Here is a 26203-nt window from a genome sequence, read left to right as displayed (position 1 = left end):
TGAAGGAGTGGAAGCATGAATATCTCTGAACTCAAAGCACGGTTATTAGAATTAGTAGAAGTATTTGAAGAAAAAGAAACACTACTTACGGATTTAGATAGAGCTATTGGTGATGGGGATCATGGTGTTAACATGGTAAGAGGCTTTAAAGCTTTACCTGATAATATTGATGACAGCTCTATGCAAAGTTTATTAAAGTCTACTGGAATGACTTTAATGTCTCATATCGGCGGTGCTTCAGGCCCTTTGTATGGCTTCAGCTTTGTAAAAATGTCTCAAGTGGTCAATGAAGAAATTGATCAAGACAATTTAAAAGCACTATTAAATTCATTTTCAGAAGCGATTGCGCAAAGAGGCAAAGTAGAATTAAATGAAAAAACCATGTTTGACGTTATCGAACGTGCTAATCAAGCCATACAACAAGGTGAAAACTTGACGCTTGATGTATTGCAATCATATGCTGATATGACAAAAGATATTGAAGCTACAAAAGGACGTGCTTCCTATTTCAAGGAAGATTCGAAAGGACACGTTGACCCAGGCGCACAGAGTAGTGTTTACATTTTAAATGCATTGATTGGAGATGAATCATAATGACTCAAATCGTAATCATTAGTCATAGTAAAGCAATTGCGGCTGGTACAAAAGATTTATTAAAACAAATGGCACCGGGTGTGACAGTAATTGATCAAGGTGGTGTAGGCGATGATATCGGTACGTCATATGACCATATACAAGCGTTAATTAATCAAGTAGATGATGATACGTTATGTTTTTATGATATCGGGTCTGCAGAAATGAACTTAGATTTAGCAATTGAGATGTATGAAGGGCAACATCGAGTAGAGAAAGTTGATGCACCTATTGTTGAAGGGAGTTTTACTGCAGCAGTTAAATTATCAGTTGGTGGATCTATTGATGAGACCATAGAAGCGTTAAATAAAACATTTGGCTAAAGCGCATAGCTATTGTTAAAAACTATAAAAAGTAAGTTAAATATGAAAGTAGCAACTAATTTGACAAAAAACTTCTTTTTTAAATGAATATAGAGATAGATTATGGTAGAATAAAAGCTAACTGTTATAGAAATCTGGATACCTAGGAGGACATTGCCATGAAAGATTTAATACAAAAGCATGTCTTAAACGGCGAATTTGAGTCAGTCAAACGTTTAATGTCCCAGTCAGATTTTATGGAATTTGAAGAAGCTTATATTTCAAGTGCTCATGAAGTGGAAAATATTATGTTTTATACATGTATTTTAGATATGATGAAAGAAGAAGAAACGGCAGAAATGCACGATTTAGCGTTCCTCTTATTAGTCTATCCATTAAGTGAACTCCATGGGGCTTTGGATTCTGCATTTTATCATGCAGAAGCATCCATAAAAATCACTGAGGGCAAAGAAGTAAAAAGCTTGTTACAAATGTTATTATTACATGCAGTTCCGGAACCAGTCATTTCTGATAAAAAAGCATTCGACGTATCACGCCAAATACTTAAATTAGATCCTACGAATAGTGTTGCGCGTAATGTGCTTAAAGAAACTGCTAAACGTATGGATAATGTGGTTGTTGAATTTAACGAGTTAAATCGTTTTAAAAATGCCCATTAATGCGTTAGTTAATTTAGGTGAAGCATTAAAAATATTAGATTTTGACAAATAATCCAATCTATTTTAAATAGAACCAAGTAAACTACATTTATCTGTAATGTGTTTCACTTGGTTCTTTGTGTTTGTAATCTCATATCTAGATATTATATCCTCACGAAAAATTTTAAAGGGATATTAAATGTATTCTTGGAAAGTAGTCATGTATAAAGTTGCAAAAAATGCTCGAATCAAGCGGTTTTAACGGTTGTTATTTTATGTAAATAGTATATTTAATACACTGATTGAATTTTTAATAATATTAAGTTGAATGTATATTTGTGTTAAAAATAATGTATAGTGTAAAATTTTATGGTGTGCTGTTGCAAAATATATTCAGTAAGTTATAATAACTCAATGTGTTAACTATGAGGAGGTTAAATTTACATGGGGTTGAATAAAGAAGCGGTAAAAATTGGATTCGCTTATGTTGGTATCGTTGTAGGTGCCGGCTTTTCAACAGGACAGGAAGTAATGCAATTCTTCTCACCATATGGCTTATGGTCATACATCGGTGTTATACTTTCGGGTCTGATTTTAGGATTTATAGGTAGACAAGTTGCGAAAATCGGAACTGCTTTTGATGCACAAAATCATGAGTCTACTTTAGATTACTTATTTGGAAATAAGTTCAGTAAAATTGTCGATTACTTATTAATATTTTTCTTATTTGGTATTTCAGTCACAATGATTGCTGGCGCAGGATCAACGTTTGAAGAAAGTTTTGGCGTACCAACATGGTTGGGTGCATTGATAATGGTTATTGTAATTTATATCACTTTATTAATGGACTTTAACAAAATTGTACGTGCTTTAGGCGTAGTCACACCATTCTTAATAATTTTAGTTGTTATTATTGCTGCGTATTACTTATTTAATGGAAGTATTTCGTTTGGTGAAGTCAATGACTCAGTTCCAGATGCAAGTCTCGTAAAAGGTATCTTATATGGTATCAACTATGGTGGTTTAGCATTTGCAGTTGGGTTTAGTACGATTGTTGCAATTGGTGGCGATGCTTCGAGACGTAGAGTTTCAGGCGCAGGTGCATTATTTGGTGGTATCGTTTATATGATATTATTAGCACTTATCAACTTTGCATTACAATCAGAATTTACAAAAATCGAAGATGCATCTATTCCAATGTTAATGTTAGCTAATGATATCCATCCTTGGATTGGTTTAGTGTTATCTATCATTATGTTAGCGGTAATGTATAATACAATTCTTGGTTTAATGTACTCATTTGCGGCAAGATTTACAGAACCATATAGTAAAAAATATCACATATTTATCGTGGTTATGGTAATTGTTGCATTCGCATTAAGCTTTGTAGGTTTCGCTGGGCTTATCAACTTCTTATATCCAATTATGGGTGTTGTAGGTTTAGTTGTTGTAATAGGCGTACTTGTGAAATATTATAGTAGAAAACGTCAGAACAAGAAATTTATTGCTTAAATAAAAAGATATATTAAATAATTATCATTAGGGAAGGGACTTTATTTCTACTTCCCATTGAGTAAAAGTCTGAGGCATCTTACTTATTGATGTCTCAGACTTTTTCATTCATCTATATTTGTTAGCCAATTCACACTACTGTATGAATTATGGTACAATGCTTCCGAAAGGAAAGGTCATGCATGAAGAAAAATTACAAGTGGACGATAATTACTGTGATTGTATTTATTGTGGTAGCGTTAGTTACTGCGTTGTTGTTAAAACAGCAGTATGATCGACAGCATTCTAGAGAAATAAAAGAAAAAGTACAAATTAATAATAGAAACGTCAATGCATTTACCAATATAACTTATAGTACAGGCGTACCAAACAGTAGATTAGATATTTTAACGCCTACTGATTTAGATAAAGATAATAAATTGCCGGTCGTATTTTGGATGCATGGTGGTGGTTTTATAGCAGGGGATAAACAATATAAGAATCCGTTACTATCAAAAATTGCTGAACAGGGATATATCGTAGTAAATATTAACTATGCACTTGCACCTGACTATAAATATCCAACGCAACTTCATCAAATTGACCAAGCGGTACAATTTATTAAAAAAAATAAACATGAGTTACCTATGGATTTTGATCAAGTGATTTTTGGTGGTGATTCAGCAGGTGCTCAGCTATCAAGTCAATATACTGCAATGCAAACGAATAAATCTCTAAGAGATGATATGGGATTTGAACAGCAATTTGAACCAGATAAAATAAAAGCGGCAATCTTCTTTGGAGGCTTTTACGATATGAAAACCGTTAAAGCCACTGAATTTCCAAGGATACAACTGTTTATGGAAAGTTATACTGGTAAGAGAGACTGGGAGACACAGTTTAAATATATTAGTGAAATGTCCACGATTAATCAAGTTACAAAAGACTATCCACCTACATTTTTATCAGTAGGTGATGCAGATCCGTTTTATAGCCAAAACATTGAGTTTTATAAAAAATTAAAATCTAAAGGTATACCTACAGATAAACTATTTTATGATGGAACGCACAATTTAAGACATCAATATCAATTCCATTTAGAGTTACCAGAATCGAAACAAAATATGAAAAAAGTGCAAAGTTTCTTAAGTAGAAATACAAATTCTTCAGGTGTAGAAACTGAAGTGGATGAAGAAACATCGAATCCTAATGGTATCGAATTAAATCCATATTAATAAATTAATGCATCATATACATTGGTATGTATGTTGAAGATTTAAGTGTAAATCTAAAGAGCTTGCCAATGACTATGCTCAAAAAAGCTAATCCGTTTATCGGATTAGCTTTTTATTTTAATAACTTACAATATTTACGATTTATCATACGATTCGAGTAGCTCATTTCTTGTGTATGCACTTTGTCACATATATCAAAACGTTATAAATTACTATATAACATGAGTTAGAGTACAACAGATAAGACAATTAGTAATTAGATAATACATTCTACTTAACTGAAAAAGATGACCAAGTTCCATTCTTCCAGGTTAATCTAACAGAAAATGATAAAAAACTGACATCTACGCGCATTACTGCTGCTACAATGTGAAATTGAGACAATAAATAGTGAAGTTAGTTTACTGTTTGACATGTTTTTCATTTACAAAAAACATAGATATAAGCGACGTTTAGATAAATAGTTGAGAGGTAAATTAAAGTAGTAACTTCGACATGACATATTTGTTAAAGTATTTACCATCTATATACAATTTGTCACGTAATTCACCATCAATTTGGTATCCTGCAGTTTTAAATAAATCTACTGCTGTTTCATTTTCAGGAACGACCGAAGCTTCAATACGACGGATATGATGATTTAAACACCATGCTTCAACAGAGTTGATTAATGATTGACCGAGCCCTTTCTCTCGATAATGTCTGATAACGCCCATAGAAAATATAGCTTCGTGGCGTGTGCGTTCAAAATTACCTGTCGTAACAATAGCAAAGCCAACGAGTTCATCGTTATTCTCTGCTACGTAAATGGCGTTAGAAGGTGATGTGATGTAATGTTCCAAGTTTGCAATGGCGTCATTGTTAGACGGTGCATATTCCCCAGGATTATATATTAAGTAATCAGATTCATCATAAATTGTCGTTAATAACTTTACAAATGAATCTATATCATTGATACCAATTTCACGTATTTGATGAACCATGTATGAACACTCCTTATATCTATTTTGCTAATACTCAGTTATAGTATAACTTAACATCATTAGCATGATATTACTAGGTATTATTTAAATAGAGTCAAACTAATAAAAAGGAAGTATGCTTATGAAGCCCAATATTTTACTCGCTGGTGTCACAGGTTATATAGGGAAAAACTTGATTCATTCTATAAAAGATGAAGGCAATCTATATACATTATCCAAATATCCTAAAGAGAAAGATTTCCAAGAAGTGATATGGTTGAAAAAAGATATTTATAATTATGATGATGTATTAAATGCGATGGAAGACATGGATATTGCCATTTATTATTTGGATCCAACCAAACATTCAGCTAAATTAACACAAGCAACAGCAAGAGATTTAAACTTAATTGCTTCTGACAATTTTGGAAGAGCGGCTGCTGAGAACGGTATAGGTAAAATTATTTATATTAGCGGTAGTCGATTTGATCATGAAACCATTCAACGTTTGTCAGCATACGGTGTACCAGTAGAACAAACGGAAGCGATCGTTTCACGCCCACATGTGTCAGTTGAATTACAAGTCTCTAAATATGATGATGTACGCAGTGCGTTGAGTATTCAATTACCGATGAATTGGACATTAGACCAAATGGTTGAATATTATTTTAATTGGTTAAATGAAACAAAAGGAACGATGCTGCATGCGTACAAAGACAAGGATAATTATGTAATCTACATAAAAGATAAGCAGAAACCTGTGTTAGTACTTCATAAAATGCAAGTCGAATATGATATGATTGTGCTACATTTAGTAAGTGGTTCTATTGTTAAACCCAATGTAATAAAGCAAGGTAAGCTGGAGTTCCGTATGCTGAAAGGGACACAAACTGTCTTAGTGCATCTATATGACTATATACCTAAATTAGTTTGGCCTGTGTATTACTTATTTCAATCGCCGTTTCAAGGTTTAATGCTGCGTGGCTTTGAAATCGATTGTCGAATTAAGCATTTTAATGGACGAATCCAGTCAGGTGAAGATATAAAATATACAAAATAAAAAGGTGACTTTATGGATATACTATTAGTAGAAGATGATATGACATTATTTAAAGAATTAAGTGAAGAGTTGGAACAATGGGATTTCAATGTAAATGGTATAGATGATTTTAATGATGTGATGACTAAATTTGAATCTGTTAATCCCGCAATCATCATTATGGATGTTAAATTACCCAAATATGATGGATTTTATTGGACAAGAAAAATTAGGGAAGTCTCTAATACACCCATTTTATTTTTATCATCTAGGGACAATCCAATGGATCAAGTGATGAGTATGGAACTTGGCGCGGATGATTATGTTCAAAAACCATTTAATACCAATGTATTAATAGCGAAACTCCAAGCCATATACAGACGTGTCTATCAATTTAGCTTAGATGAAAAGCGTGTGCTATCATGGCAAGATGCGATATTAGACTTATCAAAAGGTAGTATAAGTAAAGAGGATCATCAAATATATTTATCTAAAACGGAAATGATTATATTAGAAATGCTTGTGAAAAAACAAGATCAAATTGTTACGAGAGATACACTCATCACTGCGTTGTGGGATGATGAAGCTTTTGTTAGTGACAATACATTAACCGTTAATGTGAATAGATTAAGAAAGAAATTAGTAGATATAGATATGAATGATGCCATTGAAACGAAAATTGGCAAAGGATATATGGCGCATGGCTAATTTAAAATGGTTTTTTATCTTTTTACGCTCGCGCATATATTGGATACTATGGCTATTATTTCTGCATTTCATTTTCTTAGGTATTGCTTATTTAGATTATGATATTAGTGTATATAGCATTTTATATATTATTATTTTAAATATAGGCCTATCGGTGTTGTTCTTAATATTTACTTATTTAAAAGAAGTGAAATTTTATAAGCATCTTGACGAAAATATAGAACCAGAAGCTTTGAAACATAAATCATTAGCAGACACACCGTTTCAACAAGAAATGGTGAATTACTTATATGGACAAATCACGAATCAAAAAGCATTAGTTACACATCAAAAGCAACAAATTCAATCTACGGAAGCGGCGTTGACTGATTTTGTACATGATATTAAGACACCTGTAACAGCAATGAAACTGTTAATAGAAAAAGAACAAGATTTATCTAGGAAGCACGCCTTACTTTATGAATGGTCGCGTATCAATGATATGTTAGATAGGCAGTTATTTTTAACGCGACTTGAATCTCAGAATAAAGATATGTATTTCGAACATGTGCCATTGAAACGGCTTGTAATAGAAGAAATACAGATTACAAGATACATCAGCCAGTCTAAAGGCATTGGTTATGACTTAGATTTTGAGGATACATTGAATGTATATACAGATACAAAGTGGTGTCGCATGATGATTAGACAAGTGTTATCTAACGCTGTTAAATATAGTGAAGAAAGTATGATACATATACGTGCATTAAAAGAAAGTGGACACGTTGTACTCGAAATTAAAGATGAAGGCAAAGGTATCAGTGAAAAGGATTTACCTAGAATTTTTGATAAAGGATTTACGTCTACTTCAAATAGAAATAATACGGCATCATCAGGTTTAGGTTTATATTTGGTTAATCACGTTAAAGAAAAACTGAGCATATGCGTGCGTATTCATTCAGAATTAGATAAAGGAACAGTAGTTAAATTTATTTTCCCGAATCAAAATGAAATTGTAGCAAAATTATCACAAAATATATAAGCATTACTTATGAGATTAGATTGACATCAAATTTTAAAAAAAAGAATTTCATCTTATACTGTAGCAATATCAGATTGCGTTGCTTATATATAATCTAGAGGCATTGTCGGCAAATGACTATATTTGTCGACAATTTTTTATTGAAAGCATCATTGTGTACAGATGAAGTGTTAACAGAAACTATGAAATCATTTGCGTATTTATAAAAGTAATTGTTGAATCCGAAAAGTAAATGTGCAATTATATCTAATGTGAGTTTTATTTAAAAATCTCATTAGATACAATGCGATATTATAAAGCATAAGTACAAATCATCATTTTTGATAGAGATGTATTCTGTATTCATAATGTATGAAAATCATTTTATTAAATTAATGAAAATGAAATGTTAAGAATTTGTAAATGCAATTGTAGTATTGTAAATTTTGTGCTATTTTCAAATAAGGATAAATCAACATTTGTGAGATTTTTTAAACTAATATAAGCAAATGCTCATTTACATATAATTAACAAATGCTGTTATACTGGCAAAAAAATGAGCAAATTGTAAATCTTGCCAATCTTAATTTGTCTTAAAGGATTTTAAATTTTTTTAAATTTATTGAAGGTGATTGAGGACAATCGCTGTAAATGGAGGATTTTTTGAATGTTTAACAAGAAAAAAGATAAGTTCATGGTGAAACTTGAAGAAATGGTTTTCAACTTAGACAGAGCAGCAATTGAATTTGGGAAAATGGAGTTTAATACGCATTTAGACCTTAAAGCATACTCAGACAATATTAAAACGTATGAATCACACGGCGATGAATTAATGCATCAAGTGATTTCAGACTTAAACCAAACTTTTATTACACCAATTGAACGTGAGGATATCCTCTCTTTATGTAACGCTATTGATGATGTTTTAGATGCAATTGAAGAAACATCAGGCATGTTCGAAATGTATTCTATTGAATATACAGATGAATACATGGCTGAATTTGTAGATAATATCCAAAAAGCAATCGCAGAAATGAAATTAGCTGTTGGTTTGCTTGTAGAGAAAAAATTATCGCATATGCGTATCCATTCTATTAACATAAAAGAATTTGAAACAAATTGTGACGGTATTTTACGTCAATCAATTAAACACATATTTAATAGTGAAACAGATCCAATCACACTTATTAAAATAAAAGAAATATATGAAAGCATGGAAGAGATTGCAGATAAATGTCAAGCTGTAGCAAATAACTTTGAAACAATAATCATGAAAAATAGCTAAGGAGTCCTAACTTATGGAATATATTTTGATCATCACAGTAGCTATCGTTATTTTTTCACTTATATTTGACTTTATCAATGGTTTCCATGATACAGCCAATGCTGTTGCTACTGCTGTTTCTACTCGTGCCTTAACGCCTAGAACTGCGATACTTTTAGCATCAGTGATGAATTTTATTGGTGCTTTAACTTTCACTGGGGTTGCAGGGACAATTACGAAAGATATTGTAGACCCATTTAAATTAGAAAATGGTCTTGTTGTCGTATTAGCAGCCATCATCGCAGCTATTTTATGGAATTTAATCACATGGTATTACGGTATACCAAGTTCGTCATCACACGCATTAATTGGTTCTATCGCCGGGGCAGCAATTGCTTCGCAAGGTTCATTTGCAGTATTACATTATGAAGGATTCACGAAAATCATCGTTGTTTTACTCGTATCACCGATTATTGCATTTTGTGTTGGTTTTATCATGTATTCAATTGTAAAAGTTGTATTTAAAAATGCAAATCTTACAAAGTCTAATCGTAATTTTAGATTTTTCCAAATTTTCACAGCATCACTGCAATCATTTTCTCATGGTACAAATGATGCGCAAAAATCAATGGGGATTATTACATTGGCTTTAATAGTTGCTAATATTCAAACAGGTACAAGCGTTGAACCGCAATTATGGGTTAAAGTTGCCTGTGCTACTGCAATGGGACTAGGTACAGCTGTTGGTGGTTGGAAAATTATCAAAACAGTTGGTGGTAATATTATGAAAATACGTCCAGCTAATGGTGCAGCTGCAGATTTATCATCTGCATTAACAATATTTGTTGCATCATCTTTACATTTCCCATTATCCACAACACATGTTGTATCTTCATCTATTCTAGGTGTTGGTTCATCTAACCGTATTAAAGGTGTGAAATGGAATACAGCACAACGTATGATTATCACATGGGTAATTACATTACCAATTTCTGCACTTGTTGCAGCAATTATTTACTACATTATAAATATTTTCTTATAGATAGTAATTTTCTTACACTATAGGCACTTGTTGATTGGTATTTACATACATTAGATAGATATCAATTGATTTACTAAAAGAACGAGCGAAAACCAATTGTTTAACAATTGTGTTTATCTGCTCGTTCTTTTTATTTATACAGCGATAGGGCGCATAGGTGGGAATATTAATAATAAATAAGAGGAGAAAAAACGGGAGTGTGACAGAAATCAAATTTTCTAATAGAGATTTCGTAGTCCTACCTCGGCAAGGATGACTAGGATTGAAAAAAGCTTGATATAAGCGATTTTTTAATTCAGACATCTACTGCCTAAATGAAAAAGAGCCTGTGACATCTATTTATGTCCCAGACTCGCTTGAATATATACTTAGTGAATGTAGTTATAGCTTGAAGCTTGTGAAGCTGGGATTGTACGGTAATCAACTGTACCTGGTGGTGTATTATAGTTCATTTCTGAAATTAAAATACTACCATCTGGATTAACGCGTTCAACATAAGCTACGTGACCTACAGGTCCTTCGAAGTTTTGCATGATTGAACCTGCTGTAGGTGCATTATTAACTGTATAACCATCTGCTGCTGCATTTTCAGCCCAGTGATCAGCGTTCCACCAGTAAGTACTGATTGGTTGACCAGTTTCTGCTCTACGGTTAAATACATGCCAAGTACATTGTCCCCAGTCATATAGGTTAGCATCACTTGCTGTAGAACCACCTGTATTTGAACTTGGTGTTTCTGTAGCAGTTCCACCTGAACCACCTGTTCCTGTAGTATCTGGAATTGTTAGTGTTTGATTAGGATGTATTAAATATCCATTTAAATTATTAGCTGCAATGATTTCATCAACTGACACGCCATATTGATTCGCAATAATGTTTAGTGATTCACCAGATTGAACTGTATGTGATGAACCATTTGAAGTGTTATTTGATGTAGATCCACTTTCTTGTGAGCTACTTCCACCAATTTCAATAACTTGTCCCGGGAATACCATATTATTATTGATGTTATTGCTTTGTTTGATTTCGTCTACTGAAACACCGTATTGTTGTGAAATTGACCAAAGTGACTCACCAGATTTTACTGTATGTTGTGTTGACGCATCGGCTTCATGATTGGCGATAACGGCTGCCGCGCCTGAAGCTGCTGTAACTGCAAATGCTAACTTTTTCAAAAGAACTCCTCCTTCAATTCCTATATATCTAACCGTAAATATGTATTAAATATATTCGTTAGTGTTTTTAATCTGAATTCACATTCCATACTAACAAAAATCATTTGCTTTGTGTACGTTGTTATCAAGATGTAATATTATTAAAATTTCGTAATGCCATGTTTATATGAAATAAATACTTTTACTGCGCCATTTACAAGTCTTTCTGTTATTTCAAGTAAGATGATATTTATTTCAAATGTAACATAAGCGGATATAAAAAAAGTCTATAAATAATAAATTTTAAAAATATTGTATATTCAATGTTTGTTTATTTGAAAAAACGTGAACATTAAAGTATTACGCATTAATTTTGTGGAAAATTTAAAAAGTACATGCTATTAATATAGACGTTTAATGTTATGATTAAACGCATATGTTTTATTTATTTTATAGTAGCTTTTGGAATTAAGGAGTGATTGCGTTGGCTGAAACAGCACAACATGTTAATAACCAGCAAAAAAAGACTAAAGAACAATCAAAATCACATGCATACGGAAAAGTATGGCTCTTTTTTGTATATTATTGGATTATTTTTGGAATAGGTTGTTATTTTGGACAATACCTACCAATGTCATGGAGACAACCACTTTCTTTTGTACTGCTCGGTTTAGTATTAATAACTTTAATTTTTAATAGAGCGCGTAAGTATGGGCTTGTGATTTCTCATATCTATGCCATTATACTTGGGTTGCTATCCTATGCAACGTTTACGGTGTATTTACAGAATTTAGGGCCAGAGGTTTTTTATAAGAATATTATATTAGCCATATCTGCCTTTATTGTATTTGGATTGATTGGATTTTTCGTTATTGGAAATGCAGCGAGCATGGGTAAATACCTTTTTGTAACACTCATTGCATTAATTGTTGCAAGTTTAATAGGTATGTTTATCCAGAATCCAATTTTCCATACAATTATTACAGTTGTAGGATTATTGCTATTTTTACTCTATACGTTATATGACTTTAACCGCATGAAACGGGGTCAGTTCTCACCGAGAGAAATGGGTTTCAACTTGTTTATTAACTTACTTCATATTATAAAATATGTATTAAGACTTGCCAACAGAATGAGAAAATAGTTAAATAAAGTATATATAATCCAAAAATGTTATTACACCCTTAAAATTACTTTCTACAGTAATTTATAAGGGTTTTTTTAAAATCTAGTGTAATTTTAAATTTTGTGAACTATTTAAAAGTTTAATAATACTATAGCTGTATTTTAAAATTTAGTTCGATTAATACAAAAAATGTTGACAAAATTAATTATTTTATTCAAAATTACCTAAAGACTAAAAACATGTTAATTGAAATTTTGGGGTATGACGTGATTAAGCTAGAATTAATAGTGAAGTGAGCGTTTAATGCATAGCGTATGACAATATTCGAAAGAGGTTAAATTATGAAAGCGTAATGCTTAAATATTATTTCTAAGGACAAGTATCCTACTAAGCGCGTGACAGACGGTATATTATTATTATTTCCTTTAAAGGATGCCGTTGAAGTACAGCATTTTATAACAAATGTAGAAGTTGAAGAAGATTTACTTATCGTGAATAATACAGAAATATTTAGAATCAAAAGAAACGAAATGTCGTTATTATTATATATTTCTAGTGATTGGTTTCATGAGCGAGGGTATTCATTTTTTGAGTATCAATATACATCTAAGTTGATACGATTTTCGAGCAGATTATTTGAGGCTTTATTAAATTTAGCTAAGCATCATTTAGATCAAACACTGACAAATGAACTATATGAAACTTATATGTATAAAATCGTTGATATTATTGCGACAGAAGCTAAGATTGATGTTAATTATTTAAAACAACAAACAGATTATTCATTTTATGGTATTACAGGTGAAATGTTAGATTATGTAAATACACATTTACATAAAAGGCTAACATTGAAAGCAATTGCTAATAAAGTGTTTATATCGCAATCAAATATATCAAGCCAATTTTATAATACACTAGGCATGCGATTCAAAACTTATGTAGATACATTAAAATTACCAGTATCAATCGGCCCATTATTAGAAGGGAAACTTACGATTTCTGAAATTTCAGATGCATATGGTTTTAGTAGTTTTGCGAGTTATAGTAAAAAATTTAAACATTATTTTGGATATTCACCTAAAGAAAATTGACAACTTACAAAATCAGATAAAGTCTTTAATGTAGTAAACCAAAGATGATGAGCAAAACTTTGAGGAAACACAACAAATCATTGCTAAAAAATTACAGAAACTAAATGTCCAAAATAATTATATTTGTTTAGATATCAATGAAATGGCAGAATCGAACAACGATGCAATTGTCATTCAAATTCATTCTTTAGAAGAATTTCGTAATTTATTTGATAACCAAAGTATGCGCTACATCTTTGAAGGCACACAAAAAGTATTAGTTTATTGCATGATAGATGTTGAATCATTACGAGATGCTTTTACAACAGATGTGGATTGCGGTTTTATAAAATTTGTGTTGAATACGAATGTTAATATAGCATTTCAAATTCAAACAGATGAAGAAGTGAATATTTATATAGATGAGATCTATAGTCAATACAAATCATATGTACAATCACACCCTGAGTTGTTAGAAGATAGCATGCACTCGGTCAGCTACGTCTTTGATCCTTCAACGATGCCCCTTAAAGAAATATATCGCAATATCATTAAAATACAACTTTATAGAAAAAATGTGAAATTTGGTGTTGATATTACACATTTATTCAATTAGCCAGAAGTTTTTAAAAATATGGAGCCTCAATTGAAGCGCATTGGATTTGATTACTATTTTATTGATAATCATAAATTATCATCACCTTATCTTAATGAAGATTATGAAGAGTTACTTACCAAAGAAGTGTTTAAATTCAGTAATATTAAAAAATTAATGAGTGAAATGCAGTTAGAAGAAAGAAAATATTATCTTTTAAATGTTCATAATAATTTTTTATTAAATGATGATCATATGGAGTTAATAGAAAGTCCGCCATTATTGATGAGTATGTTTAAGAAAGCGCGTGGAAACTTCTTTGGTGTCGGTATAGATTTAGTTAAACAAGAGGATAAGAAACATGCATTGTATTTATATGATAGAAATGGATTCCGTTCTATTCTAGGTAATATATATGAAAGATTAATGGGAAAGAGTAAATCTAGCGTGAAAGAATATGATTATTATACGGTAGCACATCACCCACACAAAATCACAATTTTTGTGGGTGACTGGCGTGTAGTTGAGAGTGAAAATGCTTTAGATCACGAAGAATAAAACATCCAAATTCATATCAACTTTAAGGATATGATGTTGCGACGTGCTTATGTTATTTTTTATGAAACTATAAGCAACGTGTACGGTAATATTAATTACGCGATTCCTGAGCACTTACGTAACCATTATCAATGGTCAAATGAATGTATTAAGAAAATAGATGAATATAATAAACCTGAATTCAGTGTGTTTGAGCATCATTTTGAAGAAGAAACTTTGACATTAAATTTAGATTATAATACAGTGCACATTATTGATATATATAAATGATCAACACATAATAAAATTTATAAAATGCAATATTGAAAAAGCGTTATGAAACTTAATTTATTATTGTTTGCAATTTTGACAAACCTATAATTACAAATGATAAGGACAAGCAATTACATTTTATGGATAATTATATTGTATTGCTTACTAGCATTTGGAGGTGTAACAACAATGAATGAAGAGAAAAAAGCGCAATTTTTAAATGTTTATAAAAAGTATAAACGTGTGATGCATTACGTTGAAGAAACCTATAAGTTAACAATGAATGATGTAGCTATCTTAGAGCTTATACGCCATAACTGTAGGAACAAAAACATGCTAATGCAACCATTTTTAAAAATTGCAACAACGGAATTAGAGTTGAGTAGAACGAAGGTGCTTGCATCTATCCGTCGCTTAATCGATCAAGACAGAGTAAGTAAAATACGTTCAACAGAAGATGAACGTAAAGTCTACTTATTTATGAATGACGACAACGCAGAAAAATATGAGACTCTTCTTGATGATATTGAAGCATATGTAAAATAATCATTCATTATTAACACGAAATTTTTATGTGAAAATAGAATATAAATATAACGACGAGCCTGAGACATAAATAGATGTCTTGGGCTCGTTTTCAATTAGGGAGTAGATGGCTATATTCAAAATGCAATGTTCTCACTTGTTTAAAGAAAAGATGTTTATATTTTTATAGAATAGCGTCGTCTTTATGCATAAGCTAAAACATAGATATGACACGTAAAAATGCTTGTGAGACATATGCGTGAGCGTTAGCCCAGGTAAACCCACGCCTGTTTTTTAGTATATAAGGTGAATAAACAAAATGGATGTTATGGGCTTACATCTATATTCTCTGTGGAAATTATTGTATAATATAACATGTTAATCAATGTAGTTATTGAGAAAGTGAGATGGAAATATGGGACGTAAATGGAATAATATTAAGGAAAAAAAGGCCCAAAAGGATAAAAATACAAGTAGAATTTATGCTAAATTTGGTAAAGAAATTTATGTGGCTGCTAAATCTGGAGAACCAGATCCTGAGTCAAACCAAGCATTGCGTCTAACTTTAGAACGCGCGAAGACATATTCAGTGCCTAACCATATTATTGAAAAAGCGATTGAAAAAGCAAAAGGTTCTGGTGAAGAGAACTACGACGAACTACGATACGAGGGATTCGGTCCAAGTGGTTCAATGATTATCGTAGATGCTTTGACTGATAATGTGAATAGAACAGCTTCTGATGTTCGTGCAGCTTTTGGTAAAAACGGTGGCAACATGGGTGTCTCTGGTTCGGTTGCGTATATGTTTGAATACACGGCAGTCTTTGGTATAGAAGATAAATCAGCGGATGATATATTGGAAGCATTAATGGAACAAGATATAGATGTGAGAGATGTTATAGATGAGAATGGATTAACGATTGTCTATGCTGAACCGGATCAATTCGCTCAGGTGCAAGATGTATTACGTGAAACAGGCGTTGATACATTTAAAGTAGCTGAATTTGAAATGTTACCACAAACAGATATTGAGTTATCAGCAGAAGACCAAGAAACATTTGAAACATTAGTAGAAGCGTTAGAAGATTTAGACGATGTACAAAATGTATTCCATAATGTGGATTTGAAGTAGTATGGAACAAACAGTACAACGTTGGATTTCACAATTAGCATTGCAACCGCATCCAGAAGGTGGCTATTATAAAGAAGTTATCAAAGGTAACCTTGATAAAGACATGGATAGAGCAGCTTACACAAGTATTTATTTTTTGTTAACTTATCATAATATTTCACATTTTCATCGTATCGATGCTGATGAAATTTGGTATCATCATGAGGGTGATTCACTCACAATTCACATGATTTCTCCGAATGGTCAATATGAAAAGGTGACATTAGGTAAGCATATTGAAGCGGGTGACGTATTACAATACGTCGTTCCTAAAGGTACGATTTTTGCATCTAGCGTAGAAGATGAAAATGCATATGCTTTGGTTGGCTGTATGTGTCAACCAGGCTTTGAATTTGAACATTTTGAGTTGCTTAGTAAAGAGTGGCTAAATAAACATTATCCAGAATTAACAGAGATAAATGAACGCTATGCTTTAACGGCAGATGAAATAGAAAAAAATAATAAATAAGTGAAAGAGTCTGGGACATAAATAGATGCCCCAGACTCTTTTTTGAATTAAGCAGTAGATGATTGAATTGAAAATGTAATGTCTCATTTATTTAAAGAAACGTAGCTTAATTTATGATATATCTAAGATCACATCGCCATAAAATGGGTTGTTTTAATATGCAATCTCTTCATTTATCATATTTGCGTAAGACAAGATATTTAAAATTACTTCGCAGTGCCAAAGACTTCATTTGCAATTTCGACAACGTAAGCTAATTTTTTCCATTGCGCGTCTTCAGTCAATTTATTTCCTTCTTCTGTAGAAGCAAAGCCACATTGAGGGCTTAAGCATATTTGATCTAAAGTAATGTATTTTTGTGCTTCTTCAATACGCTTAAGAATCGTTGCTTTATCTTCTAAGTCACCATTTTTTGATGTAAATAATCCTAACACTGCTGCAGATTTGTCTTTAGGGAAGAAACGTAAAGGTTCAAAGTCACCAGAACGTTCATCATCATATTCTAAGAAAAACCCACCAAGTTGTTCTTGGAATAAATAAGGTGCTACAGGTTCATAGCCACCTGAAATTGCCCAAGTAGATTGATAGTTACCACGGCAAATGTGTGTGGTAATGAGTAAATCTTCTGGTAAATCTTTAACAGCTTCATTGACAACTTGATAGGCAAGTTGACGTGCAGCTTCTTTTTCTTCTTCAGTTCGATCACGACCACGCGTCTTTTGTGTACCTGAAGTTAGGTTTGCCCAATAAACATCGTCTAATTGAATGTAACGTGCGCCTAATTCGTAAAATTTAAGTAGGCTATCATGATAGGCTTTTGCGACGTCATGCGCAAAGTCTTCGATATCTGGATAAATCTCTTCATTTAAAATATTAGGATGAAATAATTGATTAGGGCTTGGTATAGAGACTTTAGATGTAGCACGTCCATCTACTTTGTCATGTAAAAATTTGAAATGCTCAAAGTGAGGATGATCTGGATTGAATTGTACTTTGCTAATGATTTTAACATTGTGATTTCGTGTCTCTACACCTTCGAATTCTAAACCACGGTCTGAGGTATAACCTTCTACGCCATTTAAATTTTCTAGGAAATCGAAATGCCACCAACTTCTGCGAAACTCTCCATCAGTGATACTATGTAATCCAATTTCAAGTTGTTTTTCAATGATGTGCTCAATTTCCTCATCTTCAACTTGTTTCAATGCCTGTGCATCGATAATGTTGTTTTGGTAATCCTGGCGTGCTTGTTTTAAGCGTTCAGGACGTAATAAACTACCGACATGATCGGCTCTAAATGGTCTTTGAATAACTGCCATGGTTCTATCTCCTTTATTTATAGAATTTTCAGAAAAATATAGATAAAATTTAACAGAATTCATAAAGATTGTCAATTTCGCTTTTACGCTATGAAATATAGTACAATAATAATAATCAAATTTTCTGCAGTGCAAATTGAATGCTGACAATATAATTCATGAGATGACATAAAGAAGACAGTTTTATATAATAATGTTAAGGAGTTGGTGACAGTGAAAGTAAAATATATCGATAAGCGTCACTGGCGTCGCATCATTGATAGAGAATATACTGAGGTCAAGGTGAACAATAATAAGTTCAAAGGAATCATTGGTTTGGTCACAATGAATAAAGTACGAGAACCATTAGAGGTTTCAGTTGTAGGTCAAAATATTATTGTTGCTGATGATAACTATCAATGGTTACAAATCTTACCTGAGAAAAAGCGCTATAGTATTACAGTGATGATAGATGACAAGGGCAATCCGTTGGAATATTATTTTGATATAAATATAAAAAATGTTACACAAAAAGGTAATGCACGCACAATTGATTTATGTCTGGATGTACTTGTATTACCCAATGGCGAATATGAACTTGTAGACCAAGACGATTTAGAACGCGCTTTAGAGTCAGGGCAAATTACGAGAAAGCAGTATCACGAAGCTTATGTAATTGCACATCAATTAATGATTAAAATTGATGCAGATTTTCAATCGATGCAAGATAAGATTATGTATTGCTTTTATAAAATTAAACAAAAGGCAAAGCAACATAAGCAAGGTGTTACAAAAACGCAAGCACAGCATAAACCGAAAGATCATAAAGCTAAAACACACAAGCATAAGCCCTCGCACAAACAAGAAAAACACATCAAACAAGCGAAAAATGAAAGATCTGAAACAAAATCTCAGCATAAAAAAGCTACATTTGAACAATGGAGTCAGAAGTCTTCATCTATATCCAAAGAAAATTAGAAACTGATTAATATGCATAACAAACTTAATCGCTCATTATGCAGTATGTAATCCTTTGAAAAATAGTATAGGAGTCATTAAAAAAACGTGTTATAGTGAACCATACACATAGAATAAAAGACATTTGAAACATAACTTGAATGTCTTTTATTTATTTTAATTGCTGAACTATAGTGAAAGTAGCGAGGACGAACTGAAAAGGTGATTGTGGTTAGTATGAAATGAAATATTGAGATAAAACGTGCGTATTGAAGTATGAGTCAGTTTGTTTACAGGTTACATTATGGGCATAATGGAAAACATGTGTAATGAAATGGAAGCGGCTACAGAAACGTGCATAAAAAATAGGGGGATAATTATGAAGATAGACGATTATCGCTTGTTAACTACGCTTGATGAAACTAAAACACTTAGGAAAGCAGCAGAAATATTATATATTTCTCAACCTGCAGTCACGCAACGTCTAAAGGCCATTGAGAATGCTTTTGGCGTAAATGTATTTATTCGAACAAAGAAACAATTGATTACGACTACTGAAGGCGCAATGATTATTGAGCATGCTAGAGAAATGCTTAATAGAGAACGTCTATTCTTAGACAAAATGCAAGCGCATATTGGCGAAGTAAATGGTACGATATCGATTGGTTGTTCATCTTTAATTGGACAAACATTATTGCCAGAAGTTTTAAACTTATATACACGACAATTTCCAAACGTAGAAATTCAAGTTCAAGTAGGTTCAAGTGAACAGATAAAAGCAAATCATAGAGATTACCATGTCATGATTATTCGTGGTAATAAAATGATGAATTTAAGTAATACGCATCTTTTCAATGATGAACATTTCTTTATTCATCCCAAAAATCGCAATGATGAAGTAGATAAGATGCCATTTATTGAATTTCAAGCTGATCCAATTTATATTAATCAGATAAAAGAATGGTATGGTAGTCAAATAGGTCAAGATTATCATGCGATGATTACTGTTGACCAAGTTGCTACATGTAAAGAAATGTTATTGAATGGTGTAGGCGTTACGATTTTACCTGAAATTATGATGAAACATCTCGATCGAGAGCAATTTGAATTCCAACGTGTAAATATTGATGAAAAACCATTGATTCGTTCAACATTTTTAAGCTACGATGCGAGTATGAAGCAATTACCTCAAGTAGAATCATTTATCAATTTAATGATGGAATATGTTGAATCATAAACGACAAACCATCTCAACTTTCTTATAGTTAGAAATATTTCCATATTGGAATACTTACTTTCACACTGTTGAACATATTATTTATTGAATAGAGGTTGGCTATATGTTTAGTGCCTTATTACATATCAAGAATTACAAATTATTTGTAATTAATATGATGCTATTGGGAATGGGAATTGCGATTACCGTACCTTATTTAGTGTTATTTGCTACAAATGATTTAGGAATGACGTCCTCTCAATACGGGTTATTATTAGCTTTAGCAGCAATAAGTCAATTTATTGTAAATACAATTGTGGCACGATTTTCAGATACGCGAAATATAAATAGGAAATTGATTATTGTTGCTGCCCTGTTTATGGGGGCCGTAAGTTTTTCTATTTATTTTTATATTCATGAAATTTGGATTTTTATAGCGATGTATGCGATTTTTCAAGGGTGTTTTGCACCTGCAATGCCACAAATGTATGCCTCGGCAAGAGAATCAATTAATGCCTCCGCGTCTAAAAATAAAGCCAAATTTGCAAATGCTGTTTTGAGATCAATGTTTTCATTTGGATTTTTATTCGGTCCTTTAATAGGTGCTTTGCTATTAAGCGCAAATGGTTATTCTGGGCTGTTTGGGGGCACCATTACAATTATAATCTTCACTTTACTACTGCAAGTTTTCTTTTTTAAAGATATTAAAACGGAACACACTGTTTCCGATGTGAACCATGTAGAAGCAGCTGCACCAAATATGTTAAAAGATAAAGTATTATTAGTTCCATTTTTAGCGTTTATCTTATTGCATATTGGGCAATGGATGTATACGTTGAATATGCCATTGTTCGTTACAAACTATTTAAATGAACCTGAAGGGTTTGTCGGCGGTTTGGCAAGTTTATGTGCAGGATTAGAAGTACCATTTATGGTATTACTCGGTATTTTATCTGCTAAATTAACAACGCGCACACTATTAATATTAGGCGGCTTATTTGGTGGATTATTTTACTTTAGCATTGGGGTATTCGAAAGCCTTGTAATGATGTTTGTTAGCCAAGTATTCTTAGCCATATTTTTAGCAATTTTACTTGGGCTAGGTATTAGCTATTTCCAAGATATATTACCAGATTTTCCGGGTTATGCATCGACATTATTTGCTAATGCGATGGTTATTGGTCAATTATGTGGGAATTTATTAGGTGGTATCATGAGTCAATGGGTTGGTTTAGGCAATGTATTTTATGTCTCAGCAGCTTCAATATTTGTTGGCATGATACTGATTTTCTTTACTAAAGATCAAAAATTTACAGAAGAAAGTATGGAGTAGATAATCATGACAGTAATTTTATGGCTATGTATTATAGCAGCATTTGTTTTAGCATTTATTGGATTAATTAAACCCATTATTCCTTCAGTATTAGTGTTATGGGTCGGTTTTTTAATTTATCAATTTGGTTTTCATAATGGCAACTTATCATGGGTATTTTATGTTTCTATGATATTATTCACGGTATTTATTCTTGTTGCTGATTTTATTATGAATAAATACTTTGTAAATAAATTTGGTGGTTCAAAGTTAAGTGAACTGGTTGCACTTGTCGGTGTCATCGTCGGTTGTTTTGTCTTTCCACCTTTTGGCATTATTATAGTTCCATTTGTTGCAGTGCTTGTTGTAGAAATGATTCAAGAGCCTAACTTAACTAAAGCGCTAAAAGCGAGCTTTGGTTCGGTCGTTGCCTTTTTAACAAGCTCAGTAGCACAGGCAATCATTATGATTATTATGGTGATTTGGTTCTTTGTAGATGCCTTACTTATAAACTAAATCAGTATACCTTCGTGTTGATGGTTCATTTTTAAAATAACTTTTGTAAGATGTTATTTTAGATTTGAATGATCAACATTTTTTATATGTGCGATTAATTTTAACTACACATATAATGTAAGCGGATTTATATAAAAAAACAGTAAAAATTAGGCAATACCCTTGTTTTAAGCAATCGCATTTTAGTATAATCACAATCATGTTTAAAAAATACGTAATGGGAGGTAAGTCGAAAATGAAATATCCTATAGCGATATGGATGCTTGCAATTGGGGCGTTTGCAATTGGCATGACTGAGTTTGTTATTATGGGGTTATTGCCTAATATTGCACGAGATTTTGACGTGACGGTGAGTCAAGCAGGACAATTGATCACTGGTTATGCATTGGGTGTAGCAATCGGTGGACCTATCATAGTTATGTTGACAATAAAATGGAATAGAAAATATTTGTTGATTGTATTGATGGGAATATTTATTATAGGGAATCTTACAGCATCGTTTAGTCCTAATTATGGGTTTATGATGACAAGTCGAATTATTACCTCTTTAGCACATGGTTCGTTCTTTGGTATTGGTTCTATACTTGCGGCAAGTATGGTAAGACCTGAAAAGCGTGCGAGCGCAATGGCACTCATGTTTATGGGGTTAAGTATGAGTAATATATTAGGTGTACCTTTTGGTACATTAATTGGTCAAAACTTTGGTTGGCCTATGACGTTTATTATTATTTCGATTATTGGGGCACTTGCACTGATTGGCATCATTATTTTTGTTCCTATGCAACGTGAAACGATTAAGTCATCTGTCTTAAATGAATTACAAATTTTAAAAGAAAAGCGCTTGTGGCTAACGCTTGCAGTGACATTGTTTGGTTTTAGTAGTGTGTTTGCATACTTTACTTATATTTCTACTGTGCTCATAGATGTCTCCAATGTACAAGAAAACTTAATCTCTTATCTGTTAATTATATTTGGTATAGGGGTTACTCTTGGTAATGTCGTTGGTGGTAAGCTGGCAGATTGGAATTTAAATAAAGCTTTAAAAATCATTTTTATCGTCTTTATTCTATATTTCATCTTATTATACTTCGTTCAAATGAATAGTATTTTAATGGTAGCAGGCATCTTCTTCTTTGGTTTGATTGGCTTTAGTATGAGCCCGTCATTACAATTTAAGAGTACTTTAATCTCTCAAGATGCACCAACACTTGCAAGTACGTTGAATCAATCTGCATTTAATTTAGGTAATGCTTTAGGTGCCTTCATAGGAGGCGTCGTGGTTACGAATTTACCTATAGCATCATTAAGTTTAATAGCACCTATATTAACGGTTATTGGACTCATTTTCTTATTAGTGAGTATTCGTGTTGAGAAAAAAGAAGGACTAAATATTTAATATAGACATATTAAATAATAGATAAAAGTAGGGCGATGAAATCATATTTTAAATAAGATTTCGTTGTCCTACTTTTTTATCACTATGCACTGTTTATAAAGAAGTGTTGGCATCTTTATTGATAAAGTGATGATCGATATAGAGTGAAACTGGAATAACGATAAAAGAAATAATGATAAAGGTCCAATTACTAATTAAGAGATAAGGGCCTATCGCTAAAAAAGATTGTGGAACAAAAAATACATAGAAAGTTGCAAATAATAAAAGGATAATGCTGATATAAGTGCCAATCGATGTCCAATGTGATTTAGTAAAACATTGCATTTGCACAGTTTTAAATATTACCCAAATAAATAAGAAAATGATAATGAAACCGACAATTAACATAAGAGGGAAGGTATAAATATATAAACGTTTTGCGCCAATGAAAAATCCAATAAAACCTTTTAAAAAACAAAAAATACCTATAAATAATAAGATATGTTGAAATATATATTTGAATATATTAGTTATAGTTTCATTAGGTAACTTTTTGATTTCGTTTTTAGCATGCGCTTTAGGATCATGGTTAAAGAAATCCATTGCGAGGGTGCCTTCCTTTTCGGCCTGTAATAACTGATGTAAAATGCGATTTAACATTTTTTCAGATGCATGTGGATTTACGCTTAAATCAGCTCGTACATAAGTCATATAATTTTCAAACGTTTCTCTATCTGTATTATTTAATCTAAGTGATTTCACATTATTTTCACGCATTAATTTATCAGTGGATTTCATTTGAATTTCGCTACCTTTTTTTAGAATATATTTATAAGATAAGAATTATTATGACTAATATCATAATATAAATCAACAAGCTTTTATAAGGAGTATATATGAATCGATTAACAATTAAACAGACACAATATATTAACCGAATTGCTGAAGTGCATGAAGCAGAACTGGAACGGCAAAATACTACATATAAAAGGACTAAACTTTCTGTTGCTTTGCGTATTGAAATGATTGAACATGGTTTAAGATACAGTGACGATACAATATTGATTCAAACACAAGGTGAACAGTTGATTGGTTTTATTTGGGCACGATATGATAAAACACTGAAAACAGCATTAATTGAAATGTTATATGTTGAATCTACTCACCGTAATCAGGGTGTTGCAACTAAGTTAAAAAAAGAGATTGAAGCATGGGCACGAGATAAAGGGGCGCATACAATAGAAAGTACTGTAGCTTATTCGAACCAAAAAATGCAAAAAATGAATTTTAATATGGGGTATGATATGGATAAGGTCGTTATGGTCAAAAACTTATTGGTAAATAATGAAGATAAGCATAAATAATGATAAAATATATATTATTATGAAAAAGGAGATATTACATGAAAAAATGGCTGGCACTCATAATAGCATCAACCATTACTCTAACAGCATGTGGTAAAGATGATGAGAAAGCGTCTTTAGAAAAAGATATCGATAAACTTGAAAAGCAAAATAAAGACTTGAAAAAGCAAAAAGAAAAATTAGAAAAAGAGCAAGACAAACTTAAAGATAAATCGGACGACTTAGAAAAAGATATTAATGCCAAGACATAAAGTAGTCGTAGGGTATCACGCATCATAATTTATATATCATCTTATTTAAACATCCTTAAATAGTATTTCCTAGGAAATCATTGTAAACTGGTTTTAGTAATTGTTATAATGGGTATCGTTATAAGATATTACAAGTTTTAATCGTCACATATAAAAATATTTAAAATAAAAAGTTGGAATACAAGTTAATTGATAAATATGTTTTATCGTTTATGTGAATATAAAGATAAAGTGAATTAACAATTTCCTTGAATAGAAGAGAGGTTACCGTTATGCATGAACAAGATTTCAATTTATTAGAAGGCCGTTCAATTACTTTGCCAGAATTAGGTAGAGAAATTGAAAGCATTACTGGCAGACAAATTAAAGATTCAACGGGTGAAATTAAACGTGTTATTGCACATTTGCCAAATTTCGAATCAGATACGGATACATTTGTAGCGACGTATAAACTAGATCATCAGAATGATTTTATCGATGCAACATTTACTGCACCGAAAAGCGAACGCAATCGTTTAAAAGAAATTGCGGTAAACGTTGAATTAATTAGCTATATTTCAAGAACGTAATGGATATTCTTTGAAATACTAAAAAAGTAACGCGATATGAGTGCGCTCATAACGCGTTACTTTTCTATATAAATTTACTTTAAGTATAGA

The 26203-nt window shown here is 31.9% G+C and carries 30 protein-coding genes; 26 read left to right on the top strand and 4 right to left on the bottom strand.

The genetic code is table 11. The features are described 5' to 3' along the window. The first annotated feature begins 15 nt into the window (after positions 1-15). The 5 genes from dhaL to ACP7BT_RS05840 all read left to right on the top strand — a co-directional run bounded on the left by dhaL (position 16) and on the right by ACP7BT_RS05840 (position 4320). Entirely contained in the window at positions 16-594 is a 579-nt protein-coding gene (gene dhaL, locus ACP7BT_RS05860; RefSeq protein WP_002484010.1) for a dihydroxyacetone kinase subunit DhaL, read from the top strand. Further along, positions 594-956, top strand: coding sequence for a dihydroxyacetone kinase phosphoryl donor subunit DhaM (dhaM, locus tag ACP7BT_RS05855; RefSeq protein WP_011303715.1), 363 nt, complete (start codon positions 594-596; stop codon positions 954-956). The genes dhaL and dhaM overlap by 1 nt, the downstream gene beginning before the upstream one ends. 158 nt (positions 957-1114) lie before the next feature. Next, on the top strand, positions 1115-1615 hold the full coding sequence (locus tag ACP7BT_RS05850; protein ID WP_002484008.1) for a hypothetical protein: 501 nt from the start codon (positions 1115-1117) through the stop codon (positions 1613-1615). Between the two features lie 423 nt (positions 1616-2038). Continuing rightward, complete coding sequence (locus ACP7BT_RS05845; protein ID WP_041079742.1) at positions 2039-3106, top strand: YkvI family membrane protein; 1068 nt, start codon at positions 2039-2041, stop codon at positions 3104-3106. 182 nt (positions 3107-3288) lie between these two features. Next, the gene (locus ACP7BT_RS05840; RefSeq protein ID WP_037539014.1) at positions 3289-4320 is read left to right on the top strand and encodes an alpha/beta hydrolase; all 1032 of its coding nucleotides are present in this window, start codon (positions 3289-3291) and stop codon (positions 4318-4320) included. Between the two features lie 476 nt (positions 4321-4796). Here ACP7BT_RS05840 and ACP7BT_RS05835 read toward each other — a convergent pair whose 3' ends face one another. Next, the gene (locus ACP7BT_RS05835; RefSeq protein ID WP_041079741.1) at positions 4797-5303 is read right to left on the bottom strand and encodes a GNAT family N-acetyltransferase; all 507 of its coding nucleotides are present in this window, start codon (positions 5301-5303) and stop codon (positions 4797-4799) included. Positions 5304-5424: 121 nt separating this feature from the next. On the opposite strand from ACP7BT_RS05835, the gene ACP7BT_RS05830 reads away from it, so the two are divergent. The 5 genes from ACP7BT_RS05830 (at position 5425) to ACP7BT_RS05810 (ending at position 10335) form a co-directional block, all read left to right on the top strand. Beyond that, positions 5425-6342 carry an NAD-dependent epimerase/dehydratase family protein gene (locus tag ACP7BT_RS05830; RefSeq protein WP_041079740.1) on the top strand — a complete coding sequence of 306 codons (918 nt, stop codon included), beginning with the start codon at positions 5425-5427 and terminating at the stop codon, positions 6340-6342. Positions 6343-6354: 12 nt separating this feature from the next. Beyond that, positions 6355-7029 carry a response regulator transcription factor gene (locus ACP7BT_RS05825; RefSeq protein WP_210134537.1) on the top strand — a complete coding sequence of 225 codons (675 nt, stop codon included), beginning with the start codon at positions 6355-6357 and terminating at the stop codon, positions 7027-7029. Beyond that, complete coding sequence (locus tag ACP7BT_RS05820; RefSeq protein ID WP_037538998.1) at positions 7022-8050, top strand: sensor histidine kinase; 1029 nt, start codon at positions 7022-7024, stop codon at positions 8048-8050. Before ACP7BT_RS05825 ends, ACP7BT_RS05820 begins: the two co-directional genes overlap by 8 nt. A 646-nt stretch (positions 8051-8696) precedes the next feature. After that, positions 8697-9314, top strand: coding sequence for a DUF47 domain-containing protein (locus ACP7BT_RS05815; RefSeq protein ID WP_037538996.1), 618 nt, complete (start codon positions 8697-8699; stop codon positions 9312-9314). Between the two features lie 13 nt (positions 9315-9327). Further along, positions 9328-10335, top strand: a complete 1008-nt coding sequence (locus ACP7BT_RS05810) for an inorganic phosphate transporter (RefSeq protein WP_041079739.1) — start codon at positions 9328-9330, stop codon at positions 10333-10335. A gap of 368 nt (positions 10336-10703) precedes the next feature. Here ACP7BT_RS05810 and ACP7BT_RS05805 read toward each other — a convergent pair whose 3' ends face one another. After that, positions 10704-11510 carry a LysM peptidoglycan-binding domain-containing protein gene (locus ACP7BT_RS05805; protein WP_210134538.1) on the bottom strand — a complete coding sequence of 269 codons (807 nt, stop codon included), beginning with the start codon at positions 11508-11510 and terminating at the stop codon, positions 10704-10706. Between the two features lie 463 nt (positions 11511-11973). On the opposite strand from ACP7BT_RS05805, the gene ACP7BT_RS05800 reads away from it, so the two are divergent. From ACP7BT_RS05800 to ACP7BT_RS05765, 8 genes are all read left to right on the top strand, one after another. Beyond that, positions 11974-12633: a Bax inhibitor-1/YccA family protein gene (locus tag ACP7BT_RS05800; RefSeq protein ID WP_129303471.1), complete on the top strand. Its 660-nt coding sequence runs from the start codon at positions 11974-11976 to the stop codon at positions 12631-12633. 377 nt (positions 12634-13010) lie between these two features. Further along, the gene (locus tag ACP7BT_RS05795; protein ID WP_232010353.1) at positions 13011-13706 is read left to right on the top strand and encodes a helix-turn-helix transcriptional regulator; all 696 of its coding nucleotides are present in this window, start codon (positions 13011-13013) and stop codon (positions 13704-13706) included. A 142-nt stretch (positions 13707-13848) separates the two neighbouring features. Further along, positions 13849-14301, top strand: coding sequence for a hypothetical protein (locus ACP7BT_RS05790; RefSeq protein WP_245336130.1), 453 nt, complete (start codon positions 13849-13851; stop codon positions 14299-14301). Between the two features lie 18 nt (positions 14302-14319). Beyond that, positions 14320-14838: a hypothetical protein gene (locus ACP7BT_RS05785; RefSeq protein ID WP_426303749.1), complete on the top strand. Its 519-nt coding sequence runs from the start codon at positions 14320-14322 to the stop codon at positions 14836-14838. A gap of 78 nt (positions 14839-14916) precedes the next feature. Beyond that, on the top strand, positions 14917-15108 hold the full coding sequence (locus tag ACP7BT_RS05780) for a hypothetical protein (protein ID WP_285239202.1): 192 nt from the start codon (positions 14917-14919) through the stop codon (positions 15106-15108). 171 nt (positions 15109-15279) lie between these two features. After that, positions 15280-15636, top strand: a complete 357-nt coding sequence (locus tag ACP7BT_RS05775) for a transcriptional regulator, SarA/Rot family (RefSeq protein WP_002483994.1) — start codon at positions 15280-15282, stop codon at positions 15634-15636. 394 nt (positions 15637-16030) lie between these two features. After that, positions 16031-16747, top strand: coding sequence for a YebC/PmpR family DNA-binding transcriptional regulator (locus ACP7BT_RS05770; protein WP_129303472.1), 717 nt, complete (start codon positions 16031-16033; stop codon positions 16745-16747). A 1-nt stretch (position 16748) separates the two neighbouring features. Then, on the top strand, positions 16749-17255 hold the full coding sequence (locus ACP7BT_RS05765; protein WP_069825709.1) for a cupin domain-containing protein: 507 nt from the start codon (positions 16749-16751) through the stop codon (positions 17253-17255). 206 nt (positions 17256-17461) lie between these two features. On the opposite strand, the gene ACP7BT_RS05760 is transcribed toward ACP7BT_RS05765, so the two are convergent. Beyond that, positions 17462-18574, bottom strand: a complete 1113-nt coding sequence (locus tag ACP7BT_RS05760) for a 5-methyltetrahydropteroyltriglutamate--homocysteine S-methyltransferase (protein WP_011303699.1) — start codon at positions 18572-18574, stop codon at positions 17462-17464. A gap of 213 nt (positions 18575-18787) precedes the next feature. On the opposite strand from ACP7BT_RS05760, the gene ACP7BT_RS05755 reads away from it, so the two are divergent. The 5 genes from ACP7BT_RS05755 (at position 18788) to ACP7BT_RS05735 (ending at position 23950) form a co-directional block, all read left to right on the top strand. Further along, the gene (locus ACP7BT_RS05755; RefSeq protein ID WP_129303474.1) at positions 18788-19531 is read left to right on the top strand and encodes a DUF402 domain-containing protein; all 744 of its coding nucleotides are present in this window, start codon (positions 18788-18790) and stop codon (positions 19529-19531) included. A 358-nt stretch (positions 19532-19889) separates the two neighbouring features. Beyond that, positions 19890-20747 (top strand): LysR family transcriptional regulator, encoded by an 858-nt coding sequence (locus ACP7BT_RS05750; protein ID WP_002483989.1) that lies wholly within the window; start codon positions 19890-19892, stop codon positions 20745-20747. Positions 20748-20850: 103 nt separating this feature from the next. Continuing rightward, positions 20851-22059 (top strand): sugar efflux transporter, encoded by a 1209-nt coding sequence (locus tag ACP7BT_RS05745; protein WP_426303748.1) that lies wholly within the window; start codon positions 20851-20853, stop codon positions 22057-22059. Positions 22060-22065: 6 nt separating this feature from the next. Next, on the top strand, positions 22066-22554 hold the full coding sequence (locus ACP7BT_RS05740; RefSeq protein WP_115347515.1) for a DUF456 domain-containing protein: 489 nt from the start codon (positions 22066-22068) through the stop codon (positions 22552-22554). A gap of 235 nt (positions 22555-22789) precedes the next feature. Then, positions 22790-23950, top strand: a complete 1161-nt coding sequence (locus ACP7BT_RS05735; RefSeq protein ID WP_011303695.1) for an MFS transporter — start codon at positions 22790-22792, stop codon at positions 23948-23950. A gap of 93 nt (positions 23951-24043) precedes the next feature. On the opposite strand, the gene ACP7BT_RS05730 is transcribed toward ACP7BT_RS05735, so the two are convergent. Then, the gene (locus tag ACP7BT_RS05730; RefSeq protein WP_115338652.1) at positions 24044-24727 is read right to left on the bottom strand and encodes a DUF1129 family protein; all 684 of its coding nucleotides are present in this window, start codon (positions 24725-24727) and stop codon (positions 24044-24046) included. 98 nt (positions 24728-24825) lie between these two features. Here ACP7BT_RS05730 and ACP7BT_RS05725 point away from each other — a divergent pair, with 98 nt between their 5' ends. From ACP7BT_RS05725 to ACP7BT_RS05715, 3 genes are all read left to right on the top strand, one after another. Beyond that, complete coding sequence (locus tag ACP7BT_RS05725) at positions 24826-25293, top strand: GNAT family N-acetyltransferase (RefSeq protein WP_002483984.1); 468 nt, start codon at positions 24826-24828, stop codon at positions 25291-25293. 38 nt (positions 25294-25331) lie between these two features. Continuing rightward, positions 25332-25544, top strand: coding sequence for an SA0632 family lipoprotein (locus ACP7BT_RS05720; RefSeq protein ID WP_002483983.1), 213 nt, complete (start codon positions 25332-25334; stop codon positions 25542-25544). 272 nt (positions 25545-25816) lie between these two features. Then, complete coding sequence (locus ACP7BT_RS05715; protein ID WP_002483982.1) at positions 25817-26113, top strand: hypothetical protein; 297 nt, start codon at positions 25817-25819, stop codon at positions 26111-26113. The last annotated feature ends 90 nt before the right edge of the window (positions 26114-26203 follow it).

Source organism: Staphylococcus sp. Y174-1 (genome assembly GCF_049897865.1).
Classification (GTDB): Bacteria; Bacillota; Bacilli; order Staphylococcales; family Staphylococcaceae; genus Staphylococcus; species Staphylococcus saprophyticus.
Note: the sequence above shows the minus strand (reverse complement) of the source record. Positions and strands in the feature narration are given on the sequence as shown.